The organism is Rhodospirillales bacterium, assembly GCA_020638175.1.
Taxonomy (GTDB): Bacteria; Pseudomonadota; Alphaproteobacteria; order Micavibrionales; family Micavibrionaceae; genus JACKJA01.
The window spans coordinates 319059-337055 of sequence record JACKJA010000002.1 but is presented as its reverse complement, the minus strand read 5'-3'; the positions used below and the strand labels follow the sequence as shown (position 1 = coordinate 337055).

Annotated in this window: 20 protein-coding genes; 11 read left to right on the top strand and 9 right to left on the bottom strand. The window is 53.2% G+C overall.

Annotated features, from left to right (window positions below; genetic code table 11):
• Positions 1-26 precede the first annotated feature (26 nt).
• Positions 27-1787, bottom strand: a complete 1761-nt coding sequence (gene mnmG, locus H6868_01600) for a tRNA uridine-5-carboxymethylaminomethyl(34) synthesis enzyme MnmG (protein MCB9988010.1) — start codon at positions 1785-1787, stop codon at positions 27-29.
• 85 nt (positions 1788-1872) lie between these two features.
• Between mnmG and H6868_01595 the strand changes: the two genes are divergently transcribed.
• Entirely contained in the window at positions 1873-2334 is a 462-nt protein-coding gene (locus H6868_01595; protein ID MCB9988009.1) for a hypothetical protein, read from the top strand.
• On the opposite strand, the gene mnmE is transcribed toward H6868_01595, so the two are convergent.
• The 3 genes from mnmE to H6868_01580 are packed head-to-tail and all read right to left on the bottom strand — an operon-like array spanning position 2267 to position 4850.
• Entirely contained in the window at positions 2267-3619 is a 1353-nt protein-coding gene (gene mnmE / locus H6868_01590) for a tRNA uridine-5-carboxymethylaminomethyl(34) synthesis GTPase MnmE (protein ID MCB9988008.1), read from the bottom strand. The genes H6868_01595 and mnmE overlap by 68 nt on opposite strands.
• Positions 3616-4590 carry a permease gene (locus tag H6868_01585; GenBank protein ID MCB9988007.1) on the bottom strand — a complete coding sequence of 325 codons (975 nt, stop codon included), beginning with the start codon at positions 4588-4590 and terminating at the stop codon, positions 3616-3618. The genes mnmE and H6868_01585 overlap by 4 nt, the downstream gene beginning before the upstream one ends.
• Positions 4591-4598: 8 nt before the next feature.
• The gene (locus H6868_01580) at positions 4599-4850 is read right to left on the bottom strand and encodes a hypothetical protein (protein MCB9988006.1); all 252 of its coding nucleotides are present in this window, start codon (positions 4848-4850) and stop codon (positions 4599-4601) included.
• Positions 4851-4987: 137 nt separating this feature from the next.
• Here H6868_01580 and H6868_01575 point away from each other — a divergent pair, with 137 nt between their 5' ends.
• The 10 genes from H6868_01575 to H6868_01530 all read left to right on the top strand — a co-directional run bounded on the left by H6868_01575 (position 4988) and on the right by H6868_01530 (position 14214).
• Positions 4988-5275, top strand: a complete 288-nt coding sequence (locus tag H6868_01575; GenBank protein MCB9988005.1) for a helix-turn-helix domain-containing protein — start codon at positions 4988-4990, stop codon at positions 5273-5275.
• Positions 5268-6164 carry an ATP phosphoribosyltransferase gene (locus tag H6868_01570; GenBank protein ID MCB9988004.1) on the top strand — a complete coding sequence of 299 codons (897 nt, stop codon included), beginning with the start codon at positions 5268-5270 and terminating at the stop codon, positions 6162-6164. The genes H6868_01575 and H6868_01570 overlap by 8 nt, the downstream gene beginning before the upstream one ends.
• A 14-nt stretch (positions 6165-6178) precedes the next feature.
• Positions 6179-7486, top strand: coding sequence for a histidinol dehydrogenase (gene hisD, locus H6868_01565; protein ID MCB9988003.1), 1308 nt, complete (start codon positions 6179-6181; stop codon positions 7484-7486).
• Entirely contained in the window at positions 7479-9143 is a 1665-nt protein-coding gene (gene hisC / locus H6868_01560) for a histidinol-phosphate transaminase (GenBank protein MCB9988002.1), read from the top strand. Before hisD ends, hisC begins: the two co-directional genes overlap by 8 nt.
• Positions 9144-9235: 92 nt before the next feature.
• Complete coding sequence (locus H6868_01555) at positions 9236-9844, top strand: hypothetical protein (protein MCB9988001.1); 609 nt, start codon at positions 9236-9238, stop codon at positions 9842-9844.
• Between the two features lie 3 nt (positions 9845-9847).
• Positions 9848-10441: an imidazole glycerol phosphate synthase subunit HisH gene (gene hisH / locus H6868_01550; protein MCB9988000.1), complete on the top strand. Its 594-nt coding sequence runs from the start codon at positions 9848-9850 to the stop codon at positions 10439-10441.
• 3 nt (positions 10442-10444) lie between these two features.
• Positions 10445-11173: a 1-(5-phosphoribosyl)-5-[(5-phosphoribosylamino)methylideneamino]imidazole-4-carboxamide isomerase gene (hisA, locus tag H6868_01545; protein ID MCB9987999.1), complete on the top strand. Its 729-nt coding sequence runs from the start codon at positions 10445-10447 to the stop codon at positions 11171-11173.
• The gene (gene hisF, locus H6868_01540; GenBank protein MCB9987998.1) at positions 11167-11937 is read left to right on the top strand and encodes an imidazole glycerol phosphate synthase subunit HisF; all 771 of its coding nucleotides are present in this window, start codon (positions 11167-11169) and stop codon (positions 11935-11937) included. The genes hisA and hisF overlap by 7 nt, the downstream gene beginning before the upstream one ends.
• Complete coding sequence (locus H6868_01535) at positions 11934-12539, top strand: bifunctional phosphoribosyl-AMP cyclohydrolase/phosphoribosyl-ATP diphosphatase HisIE (GenBank protein ID MCB9987997.1); 606 nt, start codon at positions 11934-11936, stop codon at positions 12537-12539. Before hisF ends, H6868_01535 begins: the two co-directional genes overlap by 4 nt.
• A 40-nt stretch (positions 12540-12579) precedes the next feature.
• Positions 12580-14214: a hypothetical protein gene (locus H6868_01530; GenBank protein MCB9987996.1), complete on the top strand. Its 1635-nt coding sequence runs from the start codon at positions 12580-12582 to the stop codon at positions 14212-14214.
• Between the two features lie 95 nt (positions 14215-14309).
• On the opposite strand, the gene H6868_01525 is transcribed toward H6868_01530, so the two are convergent.
• From H6868_01525 to H6868_01505, 5 genes are all read right to left on the bottom strand, one after another.
• Positions 14310-14639 (bottom strand): hypothetical protein, encoded by a 330-nt coding sequence (locus tag H6868_01525; GenBank protein MCB9987995.1) that lies wholly within the window; start codon positions 14637-14639, stop codon positions 14310-14312.
• Positions 14640-15008: 369 nt separating this feature from the next.
• Positions 15009-15737, bottom strand: a complete 729-nt coding sequence (locus tag H6868_01520) for an amino acid ABC transporter ATP-binding protein (GenBank protein MCB9987994.1) — start codon at positions 15735-15737, stop codon at positions 15009-15011.
• An 11-nt stretch (positions 15738-15748) separates the two neighbouring features.
• Entirely contained in the window at positions 15749-16414 is a 666-nt protein-coding gene (locus tag H6868_01515) for an ABC transporter permease subunit (protein ID MCB9987993.1), read from the bottom strand.
• Between the two features lie 39 nt (positions 16415-16453).
• A complete protein-coding gene (locus H6868_01510; protein MCB9987992.1) occupies positions 16454-16960 on the bottom strand; it encodes a hypothetical protein in 507 nt (168 codons plus the stop codon).
• 50 nt (positions 16961-17010) lie between these two features.
• Entirely contained in the window at positions 17011-17511 is a 501-nt protein-coding gene (locus H6868_01505) for a response regulator (protein MCB9987991.1), read from the bottom strand.
• Positions 17512-17997 lie beyond the last annotated feature (486 nt).

Below are 17997 nucleotides of genomic sequence, written 5' to 3'. Positions count from 1 at the left end.
TTTTGTAAGGATGTTTGCCTAAAGATTCAGGCGGCTTTGTTACTATCTTTCTTCCGGACATGACGCAGCAAGGCCACGACGGCGGCCGGGGTTACGCCGGGAATGCGGCCGGCGGCGCCGAGGGTTTCCGGGCGGGCCTGCTCCAGTTTCTGGCGGACTTCGTTCGACAGGCTGCCGACGGCGCTGTAATCAAGGTCGGCCGGCAGCGCCAGGGCTTCATCTTTGCGATAGGCTTCGATATCGCGGTCGTGGCGCACCATGTAGCCTTCGTACAGGGTGTCATACTCCATTTGTTCGCGGATATCGGGACGCAAGTCATCCCAGTTTTTATCTTTAATTTCAGAAGCTTGCGATAGAAGTTTTTCTTTTTCCGTCCATGCCCGGGCGCGCTCGTTACAAACGCAGCCGATTTCCAGCCCTTTCCCTGTCAGGCGGCGGTCGGCGTTATCAGCGCGCAGGCGCAGGCGGTATTCGGCACGGCTGGTGAACATGCGGTAGGGTTCCGGTGCGCCGCGATGGATCAGATCGTCGATCATAACGCCGATATAGGCTTCGGCGCGGTCGAGCGTGAAAATTGTTTCACGTGAATCATTGCTGCCCAGGGCGCCGGATTTCAGGGCGGCGTTGATTCCGGCCATCAGGCCTTGTGCGCCGGCTTCTTCGTAACCGGTGGTGCCGTTGATCTGGCCGGCGAGGAATAAACCCCCTACTCTCTTGTTTTCCAGTGAGGCTTTCAGATCGCGCGGATCGCAGTAATCGTATTCGATGGCGTATCCCCACTCCATCACGTCAACTTTTTCAAGGCCGACGATTGCGTGGATCATGGCGTCCTGTACGTCAATAGGCAGGGAGGTTGAAATGCCGTTCGGATAAACCGTGTGATCGTCGAGTCCTTCGGGTTCCAGAAAGACCTGATGCCGGGTTTTGTCGGCGAAGCGGACGACTTTGTCCTCGATCGACGGACAATAGCGCGGCCCGCGGCTTTCAATCTGGCCGGAATACATCGGTGCCCGGTCGAGGTTGTCAAGGATGGCCTTGTGCGCTTCGGCATTGGTGTAGGTGATGCCGCATTCGATCTGGGGCACGGTGATTTTATCGGTCAGGAATGAAAACGGCACAGGATTGTCATCGGCCTTTTGCATGTCTATGGCGGCCCAGTCGATGGTCCGGCCGTCAAGGCGCGCCGGCGTTCCGGTTTTTAAGCGCCCCAGCGGCAAGCCAAGGCGTTCCAGTGTCTGGCCCATTCCCACTGCGGGTTGTTCGCCGATGCGGCCAGCGGGCCATGTTTCCGTGCCGCGGTGGATAATGCCGCGCAGGAAGGTGCCTGTTGTTAAAACGACGCAAGGCGCTTGAATCTCTTTGCCAGAAGCGGTGACCAAGCCTTTGATTTCATTGCTATCGTTGAGAATTAAATCTTCGGCACCTTCGGCGATAATCGTCAGGTTTTCGTGGGAAGACAGGATGTCCTGCACCGCCAGTTTATAGAGCTTGCGATCGGCCTGGGAACGTGGACCCCGGACGGCCGGGCCCTTGGAGGCGTTGAGCATGCGAAATTGTATGCCGGAGCGATCAATCACCCGGCCCATCAGGCCATCAAGGGCGTCGATTTCCCGGACCAGATGCCCCTTCCCCAGCCCGCCAATCGCCGGATTGCAGGACATCGCGCCAATCGTGTCAAATTTGTGCGTGATGAGGGCCGTACGTGCGCCCATACGCGCCGATGCCGCGGCGGCCTCGCACCCTGCATGTCCTCCACCGACAACGATGACGTCAAAATTGTTCTTCATGGCGCTTTATATAGAATTTTTCCTTGCCAAAGACCAGAAAAATGTTCATAAATATGTCAAATAATTTTCGGGCAGAGGGGGTACCTTGGAAAACGTACTATCTATTTTTAAGAATAAGACCGCTGCGGATTCTCTGGATAGGCAGGCTCAATCTGTGTGGGTGGCACAGGGGTATGATTTTGACTTATGGCCGGATGTCATTGAGAAAATTTATAATGACCGGATATTTTATGCTTTTCGGCTTGCTGCCTTTCCCAGAGGCATGAATGAAAAAGATTTGAGAACGGTTATTGGCGGTATTGTCGCTTTGGAAATGACACCGGAATCGGATGAAAACCTGAGAAATAATTTATCACGGGCGTGCATGGAAATTCTGCGCCCGGTTATTGAGAATAAGCATGTGAACAATATCGATATTCTCGGGACGCCGTCCCATGTGTCCGTTATTTTCTCTCAGCTTGTCGATAGCCTAAGAAGCGTTACTTCCCAATACAAAAATCCTGAAAGATCACATCCAACAAATCTTCCACATCGACCCGGCCGGTAATACGGCCAAGGGCGCGGATGGCAAGGCGGGTATCTTCGGCGATCAGCTCCGGCATGCTTTGCGATAGCGCGCGGATCAGGGCGGCGCGGCATTCTTCCAGCGCTTCCCGGTGGCGGACACGGGTCAATGCCGGCGCGGCGTTGTTGTGATGGCCCATCATGGCTTCGATTCGCTCGGTCATGATTTTCAGGAGCGTTTCAACGCCCTCCCCCTGCTTGATCGACAGCGAGACAGGTTTCTGGCCGTTAATGGTCGGGATGGTGCCGTTATATAGATCCATTTTGTTAATGGCGATCAAGGCGTCTTTGTCGGCCATTTCCAGCGTGTACATGTCGAGATCGGGCAGACGCGCGCCGTTGAAGACCAGCAATTTGATATCGGCTTCGCGGGCGCGGCGGATAGCGCGGCGGATGCCTTCGGATTCGATGCCTTCCTGGCCCTCTTCCCCGATCTGATCCGGGCGCAGGCCCGCCGTATCTGCAAGAATAACCGGATAGCCGTTCAGGTTCAGGTGGACTTCGATAATATCGCGGGTGGTGCCGGCTTCCGGTGAAACAATCGCAACATCTCTTCGTGCCAAGGCATTGACAATGCTCGACTTTCCGGCGTTTGGTTCGCCAATGACAGCGATTTGTATGCCATCGCGCAGTCGTTCACCGCGGTGGTTATCATCAAGGTGGGCGGTGATCTGCTGATTTAGTTTGTCCAAAATCGGGAATACCTGCGCCGCTATGCCATCCGGCAAATCTTCGTCGGCAAAATCGAGATCAGCCTCCATATAGGCGAGCGCGTGGGTCAGGTCTGCCGCCCAGCCCTCGTACAGCCGTGACAGGCTGCCTTCCATCTGGGCCATGGCTTGGGCTTTTTGTTCCTCGGTTTCGGCATCAATCAGGTCGGCCACGGCTTCGGCGGCGGTCAGGTCCATTTTACCGTTTTCAAAGCCCCGGCGGGTAAATTCGCCCGGTTGTGCAAGGCGATGACCTGGCTGCCCGGCCAGAGCCGCCAGCAGCGCATTGATGACGGCGCGGCTGCCGTGCAGGTGGTATTCAACAACATCCTCGCCGGTAAAGCTCGCCGGGCCTTTGAAGGCTAAAATGAGAGCGTGATCAATGGTTTCGCCGTTATTATTGTTAATCAAGGTGCGCAAAGCGCTGCTGCGTGGCGGCGGCGGTTCTTTGTTACTGAGAGCTTGCAGGCTGGTGTACGCGCCGTGCCCCGAGACACGTACAACGGCGACGCCTGCCCGTCCGGGCGCGCTGGCCAAGGCGTAAATGGTATCTGTCATGGCGCTGTCCTGAACATAAAGTTAAAGCCGTAGCCCGTGAGTATAAAGGCAATCACCAAATAAACAACGAAGAACGCCAGCATCTGCGGTTTGAGAACGCGGCGTAAAATCATCAACTCGGGCAGGGAGATGGCAACGGTGCTCATGATAAAGGCTAGTGTTGTGCCGACGGGGAGTCCCTTATCGATTAAAGCTTCCGCGATGGGGACGGTGCCGGTAACACTGGCGTAAAGCGGAATCGCCATAACGACAGCCAACGGGACGGCCCAGAAATTATCCGTTCCGGCATGCTCGATAAACCAGTTCTGGGGCACATAGCCATGAATTATGGCCCCCACGCCCACGCCGATAATGATGTAATGCCATACCCGCCCTACGATGTCGGCGGTTTCCTTTTTTGCGTATTGCAGCCGTTCCCGCAGGGACAGCCCCGTTTCCCCATCTTTCTTGCCGGGAAGCGGGTTTGTCGCTCCCAGCGGCTCCACCCATTTTTCAAGCTTTAGGCTGTCAATCAGCAGGCCGCCGATAATCCCGGTGATCATGCCGGTGGCGATGTATGCCAACGTGAAGTGCCAGCCAATGATTTCCCCGAACATAAGCGCGGCGACTTCGTTGATCATCGGCGAGGCGATCAGGAACGCCATCGTGATGCCCAAGGGGATTCTGGCGCTCAGGAACGCGATAAAAACAGGAATGGACGAACAGGAGCAAAACGGCGTTAATGCCCCCAGAATAACCGCCAGCCCATAGGCAACAAGGCGCGGGCATTTTTCCAGCCATTGCCGGACTTTATCCGGGGCCAGCCACGAGCGAAAAAAACCAACAATAAAAACCAGCGTGACCAGAAGGAAAAATATCTTTGCCGTATCTTCGATAAAGAAATGAAGGACTTCGGCCTCCGGCGTTTCCGGAGAAAGCCTGAAAAGCTGATATGTGACAAGGTCAGCCAGTTTTGTGAAAAAGGTCAGCATAGTGCGGGTTATTTTTTATCTGTGCCGGTTGCGGGCATACCCATTTGTGACCAGAACACTTTTTGCATATCGCCCCAGCCCTGCACTGTGGCAGGCATCCACGTTTTCATAAAGGTTTCGGGGTCGAGCGAGCGGATGTTTTCACTCATGCGTTCTTCCAGCTCCTTCATCATTTTATCCTGCAGCGGAGCAATGTTTGGCAGGCCAATGAACTGGCGGGCTTCTTCGGGCGTACAGTCAATATCGACAGTGAATTTCATGGGTGACTCCTCGGGCATTAAATCGTTGTTCCCGATGACTATAACAGCTTCCCGGCTTGGAAATAATGAAAAAAATCTTGACTCGCATGTGTGCCATCGTGTTAATACAGTAATACAAAAACCGAATGAGGTGAGTTGTGCAGGATCGCAGTCAGCAGGAAAAAGCCTTGTGTGAAGCTTTGGTGCGTCTTAACGATGCGGCAGAGGCACGGGCTTTCCTGTCTGATTTGTGTACACCCCAGGAAATGACGGCACTAGCCGAACGCTGGGAGATTGCCCGGTTGCTGGCGGCGGGAGAGCTATCCTACCGCGAGATCAGCGCCCGGACGGGGGCCAGCACGACAACGGTTAGCCGTGTGGCCCGATTTTTAAAAGATGGCTATGGCGGCTATCAGAAAATGCTGGAGCAAATTAAAGATGAGTAACGATGAAATCCGCTTGAAGATCGCGATTCAAAAATCCGGACGGCTTACAGATAAGACATTGGATTTGCTGGAAAAATGCGGGATTCATCTGGTGCGCAGCAAGGATCAGCTTTTTTGCCGGGCGCAGAACTTTCCACTGGATGTCATGTTTGTGCGTGACGACGATATTCCTGAATTTGTCAGCATGAATGTCTGTCAGCTTGGCGTGGTGGGCCAAAATGTGCTGGAGGAAGAGCTGGCGCTGGATACGGCAGGGGAGCTGGCCAATATAGAGGTGGCGGAAGAGCTGGGCTTTGGGAAATGCCGTCTTTGCATCGCCGCGCCGCATGATTTTGCTTATGACGGTCCGGCATCGCTAACGGGAAAGATAATCGCCACATCGTACAAGGGCATATTGAAGGCCTTTTTGAAGAAGCAGGGGATCGAAGCCAAAATGGTTTCGATGGAGGGGGCCGTTGAAATTGCGCCGCGGATGAAGATTGCCGACGTGATCTGTGATCTGGTGTCTACCGGAACAACGCTTACCGCAAACGGATTGCGCGAATGTGAAGAGATTATGCGCAGCCAGTCGGTTTTGATTCGCAATGATAGCCTTACCGGGGAGCGGCAGGTGCTTTTAGACCGCTTGCTGAAGCGGATGCGGGGAACGCTGCGGGCGCGGGACAGCAAATATATTATGCTTCACGCGCCGAAGGAGCGACTGGTGGAGATTACAAAGGCGCTACCGGGCGCGGAATCCCCTACGATTTTGCCGTTGCAGGGCTGTGATGACAAGGTCGTGGTCCATGCCGTTTGTGAGGAAGCGGTGTTTTGGAACACGATGGAAGAGCTGAAAAACAAAGGCGCTTCGGCCATTTTGGTGCTGCCTATAGAAAAAATGCTCGATTAGGGGGGGGGGGCGTGATGAAAACGGTAATCTGGAATAATTTGTCGGAAGACGAGCGCGCGGCTTGCTTGCGGCGCCCGGATTTGGGCGCTGGTGGTGGTGTGGACGATGCTGTGGCGACGATTGTCAGGGATGTGCAGGCCCGCGGGGATGCGGCGGTGCTCGAATATACCCGGCGTTTCGACGGAGCGTCGCTGACGGCGGCGGCGTTAGCCGTCACTGACGAAGAAATGCAGGCTGCAGCAGCAGGTCTTGATAAAAATACGCGATCCGCCCTACGTATCGCATATAACAATATCCGGGCTTATCATGAGCAGCAGGGGGCGCGATCCTATGAAATTGAAACGCAGCCGGGTGTCACATGTCAGAGGGTTGTACGCCCTATTCCGCGGGTGGGACTTTATATTCCGGGGGGTTCGGCGCCGCTGGTGTCGACAACCCTGATGGTGGGGGTTCCGGCGCAGCTTGCCGGGTGTACGGATGTCTTTATGTGTACGCCGTGTAATGCGGCGGGGGTTATTAATCCGCATATTCTGGTGGCAGCGCAGCTTTGCGGGATCAGTAAAATATACCGGGTTGGTGGCGCACAAGCGATTGCTGCGATGGCTTATGGAACAGACACTGTGCCGAAGGCTGATAAGATTTTTGGGCCCGGCAATGCCTATGTCACAGCAGCAAAACAGTTTGTTTCAAGGGATTCCGCTGGGGCGGCGCTGGATATGCCGGCAGGCCCGTCGGAAGTCATGATTATCGCTAATCGCGCGACAAACGACAGGTTTGCCGCGGCGGATTTGCTTTCTCAGGCTGAGCATGACCGGGTATCTCAGGTTATCCTGATTACTTTTTCGGAGGAAAAGGCGCAGGCGATTAAAGAGGAAGTCGAGCGCCAGCTTGCTTTGCTTCCGCGAAAAGAGGTGGCGAGTGCCGCGCTCGAAAATTCACGGGCGATCGTGGCGGTCGATATGGATCAGGCGTTGGAAATTGCCAATCGTTATGCGCCGGAGCATTTGATTCTGGGCTTTGAGGATGGCGGGCAATATGTGGACCGGGTGCAAACGGCGGGTTCGGTCTTTGTCGGGCCGTGGTCTTGCGAATCGGCGGGTGATTATGCCAGTGGGCCGAACCACGCACTGCCGACTTATGGTTATGCCCGTGCCTATAGCGGTCTAAGTGTTGAGGCGTTCCAGAGAACGATGAGTGTGCAGGAGCTGACCCGTGACGGTCTGGAATCTCTGGGTGATACAATAGAACGTCTGGCAGAGATAGAGGGGCTGGATGCGCATGCCCGTGCCGTCAGGATACGGCGGGAGGCCAATTATGGATAAATCATCAATTCTTAACCGTGCCCGGCCGGAAATAGCGGCGCTGAAAGCGTATCAGTCTGCGCGGACCCTTTTTCAGGGCGGGGATGGGAATACGATTTTTCTGGATGCCAACGAGCTGCCTTGTGCGCCTTTTATCGGTGCTAAAGACTATAATCGCTACCCGGATCAGCAGCCTGTTCCTCTGATGGAGGCGCTGGCCCGGCTTTATGATGTATCAACGCGGAATATTCTGGCGACGCGCGGGGCGGATGAGGCGATTGATTTGCTGGTGCGGGCCTTTTGTGTGCCGGGGCAGGATAACATCGTTATTTGTCCGCCGACCTTTGCCATGTACGCGCAGGCGGTGCGGGTGCAGGGGTGCGAAAGCCGGGCGGTGGCCCTGACAGACGATTTTCAGCTTGATGTTAAGGGGGTAGGTCAAGCTATTGATGATGATACAAAAATAATTTTTGGGTGTTCTCCCAATAATCCGACCGGAAATCTGATGAAGCGGGATGACATAGAGGCGCTGTGTAAGGCTCTTGATGGCAAGGCGCTGGTCGTGGTTGACGAGACGTACATGGAGTTTGCCGGTGAAGAGCACAGTATGATTCAGGCGCTTGAAGCGTTTCCGAATCTGGTGATCCTACGGACGTTATCCAAGGCTTATGCCGCTGCTGGCGTGCGGTGTGGCTGTGCGATTGCTTCGACCGATATTATTGATCTGGTTCGCAAAATCTTGGGTGTATACCCGATCCCGCAGCCGGTCGTCGAGGCGGTCACAACCCTTTTGAGCGATAAAAATAAAACTCGGATGGCTGCGAAACGTCGTGAAACCCTTGAGACCCGCGACCGGTTTATAAGCGAACTTCAGGATGTTCCGGGCATCATCCGTGTTTTTCCCACGGATGCCAATTTTGTGATGATTGCATGCACGGATGCGCCGGCGCTGACGGCGCGCTGCCGAAAGGCCGGAATTATTATCCGCGATCAATCTTATCAGCCCGGTTTGGAAAACTGTGTACGTGTCGGTATCGGAACGCGGGAAGAGATGAGTGCGCTGCTGACCGTTTTAAAGGGCGGTGAGCGGGCGCTGAAAAGCGGGAAGAGAATCGCGGTCATTACACGCAAAACGAAAGAAACGGCGATTGCTGTCCGTGTTAATCTGGATGAGCCGGGGCCGGTAAGCATTTCCACCGGCATTGGTTTTTACGACCATATGCTGGAGCAAATTGCGCGGCATGGCGGGTTTTCGTTGCAACTGGAATGTGACGGCGATCTGGAGATTGATCCGCATCACACGGTTGAGGATTGTGCGATTACCCTGGGGCAGGCGCTTAAAGAGGCATTGGGCGATAAGGCCGGGATCGGGCGCTATGGTTTCACGTTGCCGATGGATGAAGCGCTGGCGAGCGCGGCCCTGGATTTAAGCGGCCGATATTACCTGACATTCGAGGGACGTTTTCCTGAAAGCAGGGTTGGGGATTTGCCGACGGATATGGTGGCCCACGTGTTTCGGTCTCTGGCCGAAAATATGCAGGCCAGTTTGCACATGAGTGTGACCGGTGAAAATACGCACCATATGGTCGAAGGTTGCTTTAAAGCTTTTGGCCGGGCGCTTCGGCAGGCTATTCGTAAGGAAGGTGAGGAGCTTCCGAGCACGAAGGGTATTTTGTGATTGATAATCATTCTCAATTAAAATAAAAGAAGGGATCCCTTTTGAACAAAGGAAGAGGGTGTCCCGATAAATAAACCAAGGAGATAATAGAAATGGGTGTATCAACAAATGTCGCTGTCTTTAGACGGCAGAGTGATGGTGTAAGTGTACTTCCTGAAATTGCTGTTCCCAGCCAGCCCGTTGCAATTTCTTCGGAACGATTTATGGCGGGGTTACAAAAACAGCGATTTGCGGCGGCGGCCATGCCGAGTGAAGCGCTGGCAATGGAAATGATTCGCCGTGCGACGTTATGGTCACAATGCCCTGATATCGTTGATAAATTTGATGATATGAGGCGCGATCACCGGGTGTTTTTACGCACCGGAGCCGCGGAGCTGGCCAAGCGTTTGAAAACGGCGGACCGGGTTGATACAAATTTCGTTGATGTTCTTGGAAAAGCCGGCTTTTTCCAGAGAGGCGCGGATGACAAAGGGTATTGCCTTGAGGTTAAACCCTATACCAGCCAGATTGATTTTGCCTGTGCGATGATAAGCGCTATAAAGGATCCGGGCCCTGTTCACCGGGCTTTTGCCGCGCTGGAAACGGCCCTTGACGATGCACGGCAGGATGTTGGTAAAATTGCTGCTGTGTTTGCTCTTCAACCGATGCCTTTTGGATCGTCTGTCAGCCGGCGCCCTGTTAATTCCTTAATACCCGGGTAGTTTATGATTGTTTTGATTGATAGTGGCGGTGCGAATATTGCATCAGTTGTTTTTGCACTGGAACGGCTGGGTGTTGAGGGCGTTTTGAGTGCCGATCCGGATGTGATCGCACGCGCGTCACACGTGATCTTGCCGGGTGTGGGCGCGGCAAAAGACGCGATGAGCAAATTGCAGGCGCGGGAACTGGTTGACTGTATTAAAGTCCTGACCCAGCCGGCGCTGGGGATTTGCCTAGGGATGCAGTTACTGTTTACCCATTCCGAGGAGGGTGATGCCACGATGCTGGATATTTTTTCCGGAAACGTACGGCATTTTAAACCGGAAGCTGAAAAAACTATACCCCATATGGGATGGAATGGTGTACGTGTCGAAAAATCCGACCATATTTTGTTTCGTGATATACCCGATGACAGTGCCTTCTATTTCGTTCATAGCTATTATGCGCCGGTGGGCGATTATACGCTGACCTCTTGCGTTCATGGCAGCGAGATGTTTTCCGCCAGTGTCACACAAGATAATTTTATGGGGTGCCAGTTTCATCCGGAGCGTTCCGGCGCGGCCGGGCAACAGATTTTAAAGAACTTTCTGGAGATGTGATTGATGATCCTTTATCCCGCGATTGATTTACTCGATGGCCAATGCGTTCGCCTTTACAAGGGTGATTTTGCACAGGTCACGACGTATGGCGACGACCCCGTCGCGGTAGCGCAAAGCTACAAAGATCAGGGCGCGGAATGGCTGCATCTGGTCGATTTGTCAGGTGCTGAAAACCCGGAAAACCGGCAGATTGACCTGATTGAAAAAATTATAGCGGCAACGGATTTAAAGGTGCAAACCGGCGGCGGCATTCGCAGCGAAGCCGAGGTTAGAGCTTTGCTTGATGCCGGAGCCGGGCGGGTGGTGATAGGATCGCTGATGGTTAAGGACCCTTTGAAAACCGAAGAGTTGCTGCAGACGTACGGGGCGGATTCAATCACACTGGCGATGGATGTCGTAGAGCAAGACGATGTCTGGCACATTGCGGCGGCGGGCTGGCAAGAAACGTCGCCGTGGAAACTGAAAGATGTGCTGGAAAATTACGCCGCTTACGGGCTGAAAAATGTTTTGTGCACGGATATTGCCCGTGACGGCACGATGCAGGGCTGTAATACAGAGCTGTACCGGGTTATGAAACTGGATTTTAATTTTCTGGAGATACAGGCTTCGGGCGGCGTTAATTCGCTGGATGACCTGCGGGCTGCTAAAGCTGCCGGGGCCGCCGGGGCGATTGTCGGAAAGGCGCTTTACGAAGGAGTGTTTACGGTCGGGGAGGCGCTGGGCGTATGTTAATGCGACGGATTATTCCCTGTCTGGATGTAAAAGACGGCGTGGTGGTCAAGGGTGTGCAGTTTCGCAATCACCGCGTGATGGGGGATATTCTGGATCTGGCGGCACGCTACCGGGATGAGGGCGCGGATGAGCTGGTGTTTTATGACATCACGGCCAGCAGCGATCAACGGACGGTCGGCAAGGACTGGGTCGAAAAAGTAGCGCGGATATTGGATATTCCGTTTTGTGTGGCGGGCGGGATCCGCACGATGGAAGACGCCCGGATTATCCTGAATAACGGGGCGGATAAAATATCGGTGAATTCCCCGGCACTGGAGCGGCCTGAGTTTATTACCGAGCTGGCGGAAACGTTCGGGGTGCAGTGCGTGGTGGTTGGGATTGACAGCCGGGTTGAGGAAGATGGCTCTATGCGTGTTTATCAATATACCGGCGATGAAACCAAAACGGTGAAGGCCAAACATGATACGGTTAGCTGGGCCAAGGACGTACAGCGGCGCGGCGCCGGCGAGATCGTTTTGAATTGCATGAATCAAGATGGCGTTCGGCAGGGCTATGATATTCGGCAGCTAAAGGCGGTGCGGAACGCGGTTAGTGTTCCCCTGATTGCCTCGGGCGGGGCGGGGGAAATGCACCATTTTGCCGATGTGTTTAAACAAGCCGGTGTGGACGGCGCGCTGGCCGCTTCTGTATTCCATAGCGGCGATATTCCGATCCCGGAATTGAAAAGATATTTGGAACAGGAAGGCGTACAGGTGCGAATATGATTGATATTGAGAGCCTCGATTTTGATAAGGGCAATGGATTGATCCCGACGATTGTGCAGGAGGCGGGCACAGGTACGGTTTTGATGCTGGGCTATATGGACCGGGCGGCGCTGGAGCAGACGCTTGAGAGCAAACAAGTGACGTTTTTTTCACGCAGTAAAAACCGGCTCTGGACTAAAGGAGAGACATCCGGAAATTATCTGCATTTGAAAAATATCACGGCCGATTGCGACAACGATACGCTTTTGGTAACGGCAGTTCCCAATGGTCCTACCTGTCATACGGGCACAAAAACCTGCTGGGGGGATGAGGCACCTTCGCTGGCTTTTTTGGCCGAACTGGGCGCGCTCATAAAGCAGCGCCATGCTGATATGCCGGAAGGCAGCTATACGACATCTTTGTTTGAAGCGGGTAAAGAGCGCATTTCACAAAAAGTTGGAGAAGAAGGTGTGGAAGTGGCGTTGGCCCATATGAGCGGCGACCGGGACAAGATTTTGAATGAAAGCGCCGACCTGATTTACCATACGCTGGTTTTGCTGGAAAATGCCGGGCTGTCTTTGAATGATGTAGCAGACTTGCTTCGGGAGCGTCACCGCCGTTAGTATGGTGTCTTGAAAGACCCCGCGCTATAAGGACACCCCGGTGAGCGAAGATAATCAGGAACAGACGGATTCCTTGCCCTTTCCCCCGGAGATACGGGAGAAGGCTCTGGAGCAGATACGTTCCCTTGTGAAGGGGAACGGCCTTAAGCCAAGTAGTGTGACGCTGGATTCTTTTGAAGGGGCTGTCCTGCAATTTCCGGCCTTCCATCATTTCAAGATCGATCCCCAGACCAGTGAAAAACGCCTTTCGGGGCGGCAAAATGGCACTGTGCTTGCTTCGCGTAGCGACATGCAAAACCGTTTGCAGCAGGATGTCGAGGCGCTGGGACAGGATAAGGAACTGCGTGGCATTGTCACGAAACTGCTTCAGGAACGTGGTGATCTGGGGTTTGCCAACGATGGTTTGATTCTTTCCCTGCAGAAGTACAATCGAAGCTATGTGGTGCATGAGCAATGCGGATCGTGCAAGGGATCCGGGAAGATGCGTTGCAACGCTTGTCACGGGCAACGGCAGATAACCTGTCCGCGTTGTCAGGGCAGCCGGGATTCACAATGCCCGCAATGTCAGGGAATGAAATTCATTAACGGTCCCGGCGGGCGGCAGCCTTGTACCCGTTGTCATCAGCGCGGCCGGATTCCCTGTCAGAATTGCAACCAGCGCGGCACGATTCAATGTACGCATTGCCGGGGGACGGGGGATGTGGACTGCAAAACCTGTAACGGGAACGGTTGGAGCAGCCTGATCACAACGTTGATGGTTAAGGTGAAATCCCGGTTTGAAATCCCGGAGGAGGCGTTACCCCCGGCAGCGCGGCAGATCGTTCTTGAACAGGGACCGGCGTTGGTTACTCAAAAACAGGCGATGGTCAAACTTCTGGGAGATGTGAGCGAAGACAGCAGCGCCGATTCCGGTTTTACGATAGTTTACGGCGTTGATTTGCCGTGGGCAGAAGCGGTTTTTCATCTGAAAAACAGGCCGGTGCCGGGGATTGTTTTTGGTTTACTGCCGGCTTTACATCAAGTCCCGGATTTTCTTGATAAGTTGATTGCCGGAGGGGCGTCGGAATTACGCCGGATTACGCCGTCTTCCGGCCATTCAGGTCAGGTGATTAAAAAGGCCGTCCGCTACCGGGCTTTGCGCGATATCGTTTTGGCGGCATCCCGTTTGCCACCGGGAAAAGCGCTGTCTGCGGTTAAAAAGCACTATCCTGTGGGGTTGTCCGACAATTTAATTAAGGAGATGGTGGTTAGTGCGGACCGGGCTTTGAAAAATATTACCCGCGGGCCGCGATTGACAGGGCTGGCGGTCGGGGTGCTGGCTGTTACCGGATTATATGGATTATATTTTCTCGGTCCTGTGCGGCCTGTTATGGCCTCTCAGATAACGGATGAAACCGTTTTGGCGGCCCTTGATTTTATTTTGCTGGTTGCCGGCGGTATTCTGACGACGCTGTCTATCAAGATCGCGGCGCGGCGGGCGTATTATCAGGTGTTTTCGCGGTTGATGCCTCCTGATAAAGCCAGACGTTTAACGCCTAAGGCCGGCCATAGCGGGTGGATAGGTTATGCTGGGATATTGATTGTCTATGTTGTTATCTTGGAAATATCCCGGATTATGCCTGAGGTTGCGACCCCGGCATGGTATGATGCGTTTCGTGGAACCCTGCCGTTTTGATAAAAAGAGCCCTGTAAAAGAGGGTTCTTTTACAGGGCAATCTTAGAGAGTCAGGGCACAAGATTTAGATTGGTTGGCTGTCAGCTTTGGAAATCTTAACGGTGCCAGCGCCAGTCGGACAGAGCGTCAAACGCCCGGTTTTCCTGACAACTGGAATAGGCCAGTGAAGCGGCCGATCTTCCCGTTGTGTTGCCGTCTTTCATCCAGATCCCTACTTTGGGCTTATTCCGGCGGCCTTGTCTTTTTGACAAGGTGTCGGAGCTCAGAGAGAAGCGGATTCCTACGACAATCCCAAAGTTTTCTGCCGTTGAGCCGGCCGCGCGCCGGTTCCGATCCAGGTCGTCGCTGTAGTGGTCATAGCGGATGTTGAGCAAGGGAAGACAAGGATCCGCCTGGATCGGAGGAGGGAGAACTTGGTCGTTCATTGACATGGTTGTTCCCGCCGCAGACGGGGAATCCGGCGTGATTGCCTGCATCGCTTCGGCAGGGCTGCCGATGGTGCTACATGTCAGAAGGAAAAGTGTTGCTGAAAAGAGGAAAGGCGTGCGAATGAGTCCGCGACGAGCCTTTCGACTGTTGGTCAAATTAAACATTTATTATCCCACCCGTTTTTATTTTTTGGTCTCTTTTGCTTGCTTTGTGCGCAAAAGGATAGCTGCGTTTTTTATCGGTTTATAATTCCAGTCTATACCCAAAAGTATAATTATGGCAAACACTTTCGTTTCGAAATTGATGCGTAACTTATTAAAAATAAAAGAAAATTTGAAATATATTTGTGGAAATTTGATACGGGTTTAGCGCGCCGCCTCGATCAGGGAGACGAATTCTTTCAGGCGGGCGCTTTCTGGTTTACCAAGGATCGACGGCGGGCCTTGCTCCGCGATGGCGCCGCCGTCCATGAAGACGATTTTATCGGCAGCGCGGCGGGCGAATTCGATGGCGTGGGTAATCAGGAAAACGCCGATGCCCCGTTCCTTCAGATGTTCCAGCTTGGTCAGGATTTTCCCGGTTTGCTCGACATCCAGCGCGGATGTGATCTCGTCCAGCAAGATGTAGCGCGGATTGAGAATCAGGGCGCGGGCCAGTGCAATGCGCTGGCGTTGGCCCGTTGAGGCCTGATTAGGGTAGTTGTCGATAAAGTGCTCCATATCGAACAGCTTCACCAGCCCTTCCAGATCCTGCGCCGCTTTATCCGGATTATGGTTGCGTGCCGGCAGCATGATGTTTTCCCGCAAGGTCAAATGCGGCCACAAAAACAGAGACTGAAAGACAACCGTCAAGTGTGGCCAGGGGGGCGTGACTTCTGCGCCGTTGGTCAGGGGAAAATCGTAGTGTTTATCATCAACGGTAATTTTTCCCGTTGTGGGGTAATCAAGAAGCGCGAGGGCGCGCAGCAGCGTTGTTTTCCCGGTTCCTGACGGGCCGATCAGGCAGGTAATTTCCCCCGGCGCTATATCAAGGTCGACGTTTTTAAGGACAACATTGTTTCCAAAGCTTTTGTGAATATTACGGCCGGAGATCATTGTTCAGCTTCCTATTGTTCCGACATGTCACGGGTAAACCGGGCGCGCAGCCATAAGGCAAAGCCGTTGATCGGCAGGCTGACAGCCAGAAAAAACAGGCCGAGGGCCGTGTAGATTTCAACCGGGCGGTAAATCTGGGCATTGATGCGCTGTGCAACACGGAATATTTCCTCAACCGAGATCAGGGAGGCGAAAAGTGTCGTGTGCAGCATAACGACCTGTAGCATCAACAATCCGGGCAATATCTGGCGCAGGATCAGGGGAAGCTGGATTTTAAAGATGGTTTGCCGCCGGGTCAGGCCTGTTACCTTGGCCGCCGTCAGATATTGCTGCGGGAAATCGGCCAAAGCGCCGCGTACGATGTCGGCCACCCCGAAGATATTAACGATTGAGAGCGTTAAGGCCGCGGTGAAAAACGGGTCGATCACGACTTCAAATACGGCCTGGGCCGGATAATGCAACCAGAACAGAAAAACAAGAATCGGGATGCCGGACAGAAGAAACGAAAACATCCGGGATGGTATGCCGACACTGCGTTTAAAACGCGTTCCCGCAAGGCCCAAAGCGCTGCCACAGATAATGCCGACACTCCAGATGATGGCTGATAATTGCAGACTAACGGCTAGGCCGTTTAAAAATGCAGGGTAGTATTTAATTAGAATATCGAAAACGCTCATAAATATATCCCTAACAGAAAAGGGGGCGTTGAAAAAGCGCTATTCTGCAGCAGAGACTTTATCAAAGTAGCGGCGACAGGCATCTTTCAGCTCTTTTTGCAGTTCCCGGCCATGTTCGCCGCCATCACCAGCCATTCTGTTGCTGACGATAGCCCGTAATGTTTGCTGATGAGCATCAACAATATCAACGACGTCTTCGTCCATTTCGTCGATATTTTCAAGGAAGTTCAACATGATGGTTGTCAGATTTCCCATTAGTCCGTAGCCAAACATGCCGGCATTGGCTTTGAGCTGCATAATGGTCTGGGTAATGTCTTCTGCCAGTTCTTTCGGCGCTGATCCGGCTTTCAGTGCCTTGACGACAAGATGTTCCAGTTCATCCAGATGTTCAGTGGCCAAGGGTGCAAAATCAATTTCGAAGTTATCAATGACTTCCTGGCTTTTTGCGATCTTTTTCTCGTCAAGAGGGCCGTTGCCTACCTTTGCCTGTAACAGGCGGTTTGACCGAATGATGTGAGTGAGTTTTTTTTCGGAGTTATCGCTCATGATATCTAAAAATCTCCCTGAGAATACGAGGCTGTGACCGATTTGTTTGTTTATCCGTTGGCTTGATCTTCGTCTCGTCGGAAGGGTCCCTTGTAATCGGGTTGTATGCGCCGGCGGCGATCAGGTCCAAAATAGTCATGGCTGTCGATAAAGTCGCGCGGTTTGTTGATGACATAGGCGATGCGTTTGGCCAGATCATTCGCGGAAAAAGGTTTTACCAGAAATTCGGTTACGCCGGCATCCCGGGCCTGAGCGACCCGTGACAGAGCACTGTAACCGGTAATCAGGATAATCGGCACCATACGGTTTGAGGACATAACGCTTGTCCGGATTTCCTGCGCCAGCTCGATCCCGTTGATAGGCTCCATGTGCCAATCAGCAATAACGATATCGGGATTGTATTTACAAAAAGCGGCAAAACCATCCTCTCCGTTTTCTGCCGAGTACACAAGGCCAACCCCAAGTGTCTCCAGAACGGACATGATGAGCTTACGCATAGGGGCTGTATCTTCAACAACCAGAACGCTCAGCTTTTTAAAATCGAAAGCCATTTATCTTCCTAAAAAAAACAACCGCCTATTTGTCTTTAACCGAACAAAATAGTACGGAAACCATCTTACATGTTCTTCCATTTGGACGATAGCCCAAATTTCTGTAGGGCGGGTTTTTTGAAAAACAAAAGAAACCCCGACAACCAACCAGTCTTTTTACATTATTTGCACGTAAATGCAACCTTTGCAAAAAACCGGAGCGGTGCCGGGGTTTCGGTTTGAGAAGCATGCTCTTGCAGCGCTCTTTACTCACCGAATGCCAAGCATTCGCTGCCCATGTTCGAAGACATGGCGTAAAGTCTGCAAGGGTCAACGCTTTGACCCGCTGTTCAGGAAAGGGGCAATCGCGTTTTGCTCTGCTTTCCCGACACAGCTACGGACAACCTCCTGTCCGTAAGATTATCGTGGTGGTTCATCCACGCGCCGTTCTTTTTCATGATAAAAGGACGGCTTTTTAGGGAACGCTTTATCGCTAAGCTCTGCAAT

Excerpts from the sequence above, each read along its gene's own strand:
- H6868_01525 (MCB9987995.1), bottom strand. The coding sequence starts at position 14,639 with ATGAACGACCAAGTTCTCCCTCCTCCGATCCAGGCGGATCCTTGTCTT.
- H6868_01585 (MCB9988007.1), bottom strand. The coding sequence starts at position 4,590 with ATGCTGACCTTTTTCACAAAACTGGCTGACCTTGTCACATATCAGCTT.
- hisC (MCB9988002.1), top strand. The coding sequence starts at position 7,479 with ATGGATAAATCATCAATTCTTAACCGTGCCCGGCCGGAAATAGCGGCG.
- H6868_01580 (MCB9988006.1), bottom strand. The coding sequence starts at position 4,850 with ATGAAATTCACTGTCGATATTGACTGTACGCCCGAAGAAGCCCGCCAG.
- H6868_01555 (MCB9988001.1), top strand. The coding sequence starts at position 9,236 with ATGGGTGTATCAACAAATGTCGCTGTCTTTAGACGGCAGAGTGATGGT.
- hisF (MCB9987998.1), top strand. The coding sequence starts at position 11,167 with ATGTTAATGCGACGGATTATTCCCTGTCTGGATGTAAAAGACGGCGTG.
- H6868_01520 (MCB9987994.1), bottom strand. The coding sequence starts at position 15,737 with ATGATCTCCGGCCGTAATATTCACAAAAGCTTTGGAAACAATGTTGTC.
- mnmE (MCB9988008.1), bottom strand. The coding sequence starts at position 3,619 with ATGACAGATACCATTTACGCCTTGGCCAGCGCGCCCGGACGGGCAGGC.
- hisH (MCB9988000.1), top strand. The coding sequence starts at position 9,848 with ATGATTGTTTTGATTGATAGTGGCGGTGCGAATATTGCATCAGTTGTT.
- mnmG (MCB9988010.1), bottom strand. The coding sequence starts at position 1,787 with ATGAAGAACAATTTTGACGTCATCGTTGTCGGTGGAGGACATGCAGGG.
- H6868_01510 (MCB9987992.1), bottom strand. The coding sequence starts at position 16,960 with ATGAGCGATAACTCCGAAAAAAAACTCACTCACATCATTCGGTCAAAC.
- H6868_01505 (MCB9987991.1), bottom strand. The coding sequence starts at position 17,511 with ATGGCTTTCGATTTTAAAAAGCTGAGCGTTCTGGTTGTTGAAGATACA.
- hisD (MCB9988003.1), top strand. The coding sequence starts at position 6,179 with ATGAAAACGGTAATCTGGAATAATTTGTCGGAAGACGAGCGCGCGGCT.
- H6868_01535 (MCB9987997.1), top strand. The coding sequence starts at position 11,934 with ATGATTGATATTGAGAGCCTCGATTTTGATAAGGGCAATGGATTGATC.
- hisA (MCB9987999.1), top strand. The coding sequence starts at position 10,445 with ATGATCCTTTATCCCGCGATTGATTTACTCGATGGCCAATGCGTTCGC.
- H6868_01515 (MCB9987993.1), bottom strand. The coding sequence starts at position 16,414 with ATGAGCGTTTTCGATATTCTAATTAAATACTACCCTGCATTTTTAAAC.
- H6868_01570 (MCB9988004.1), top strand. The coding sequence starts at position 5,268 with ATGAGTAACGATGAAATCCGCTTGAAGATCGCGATTCAAAAATCCGGA.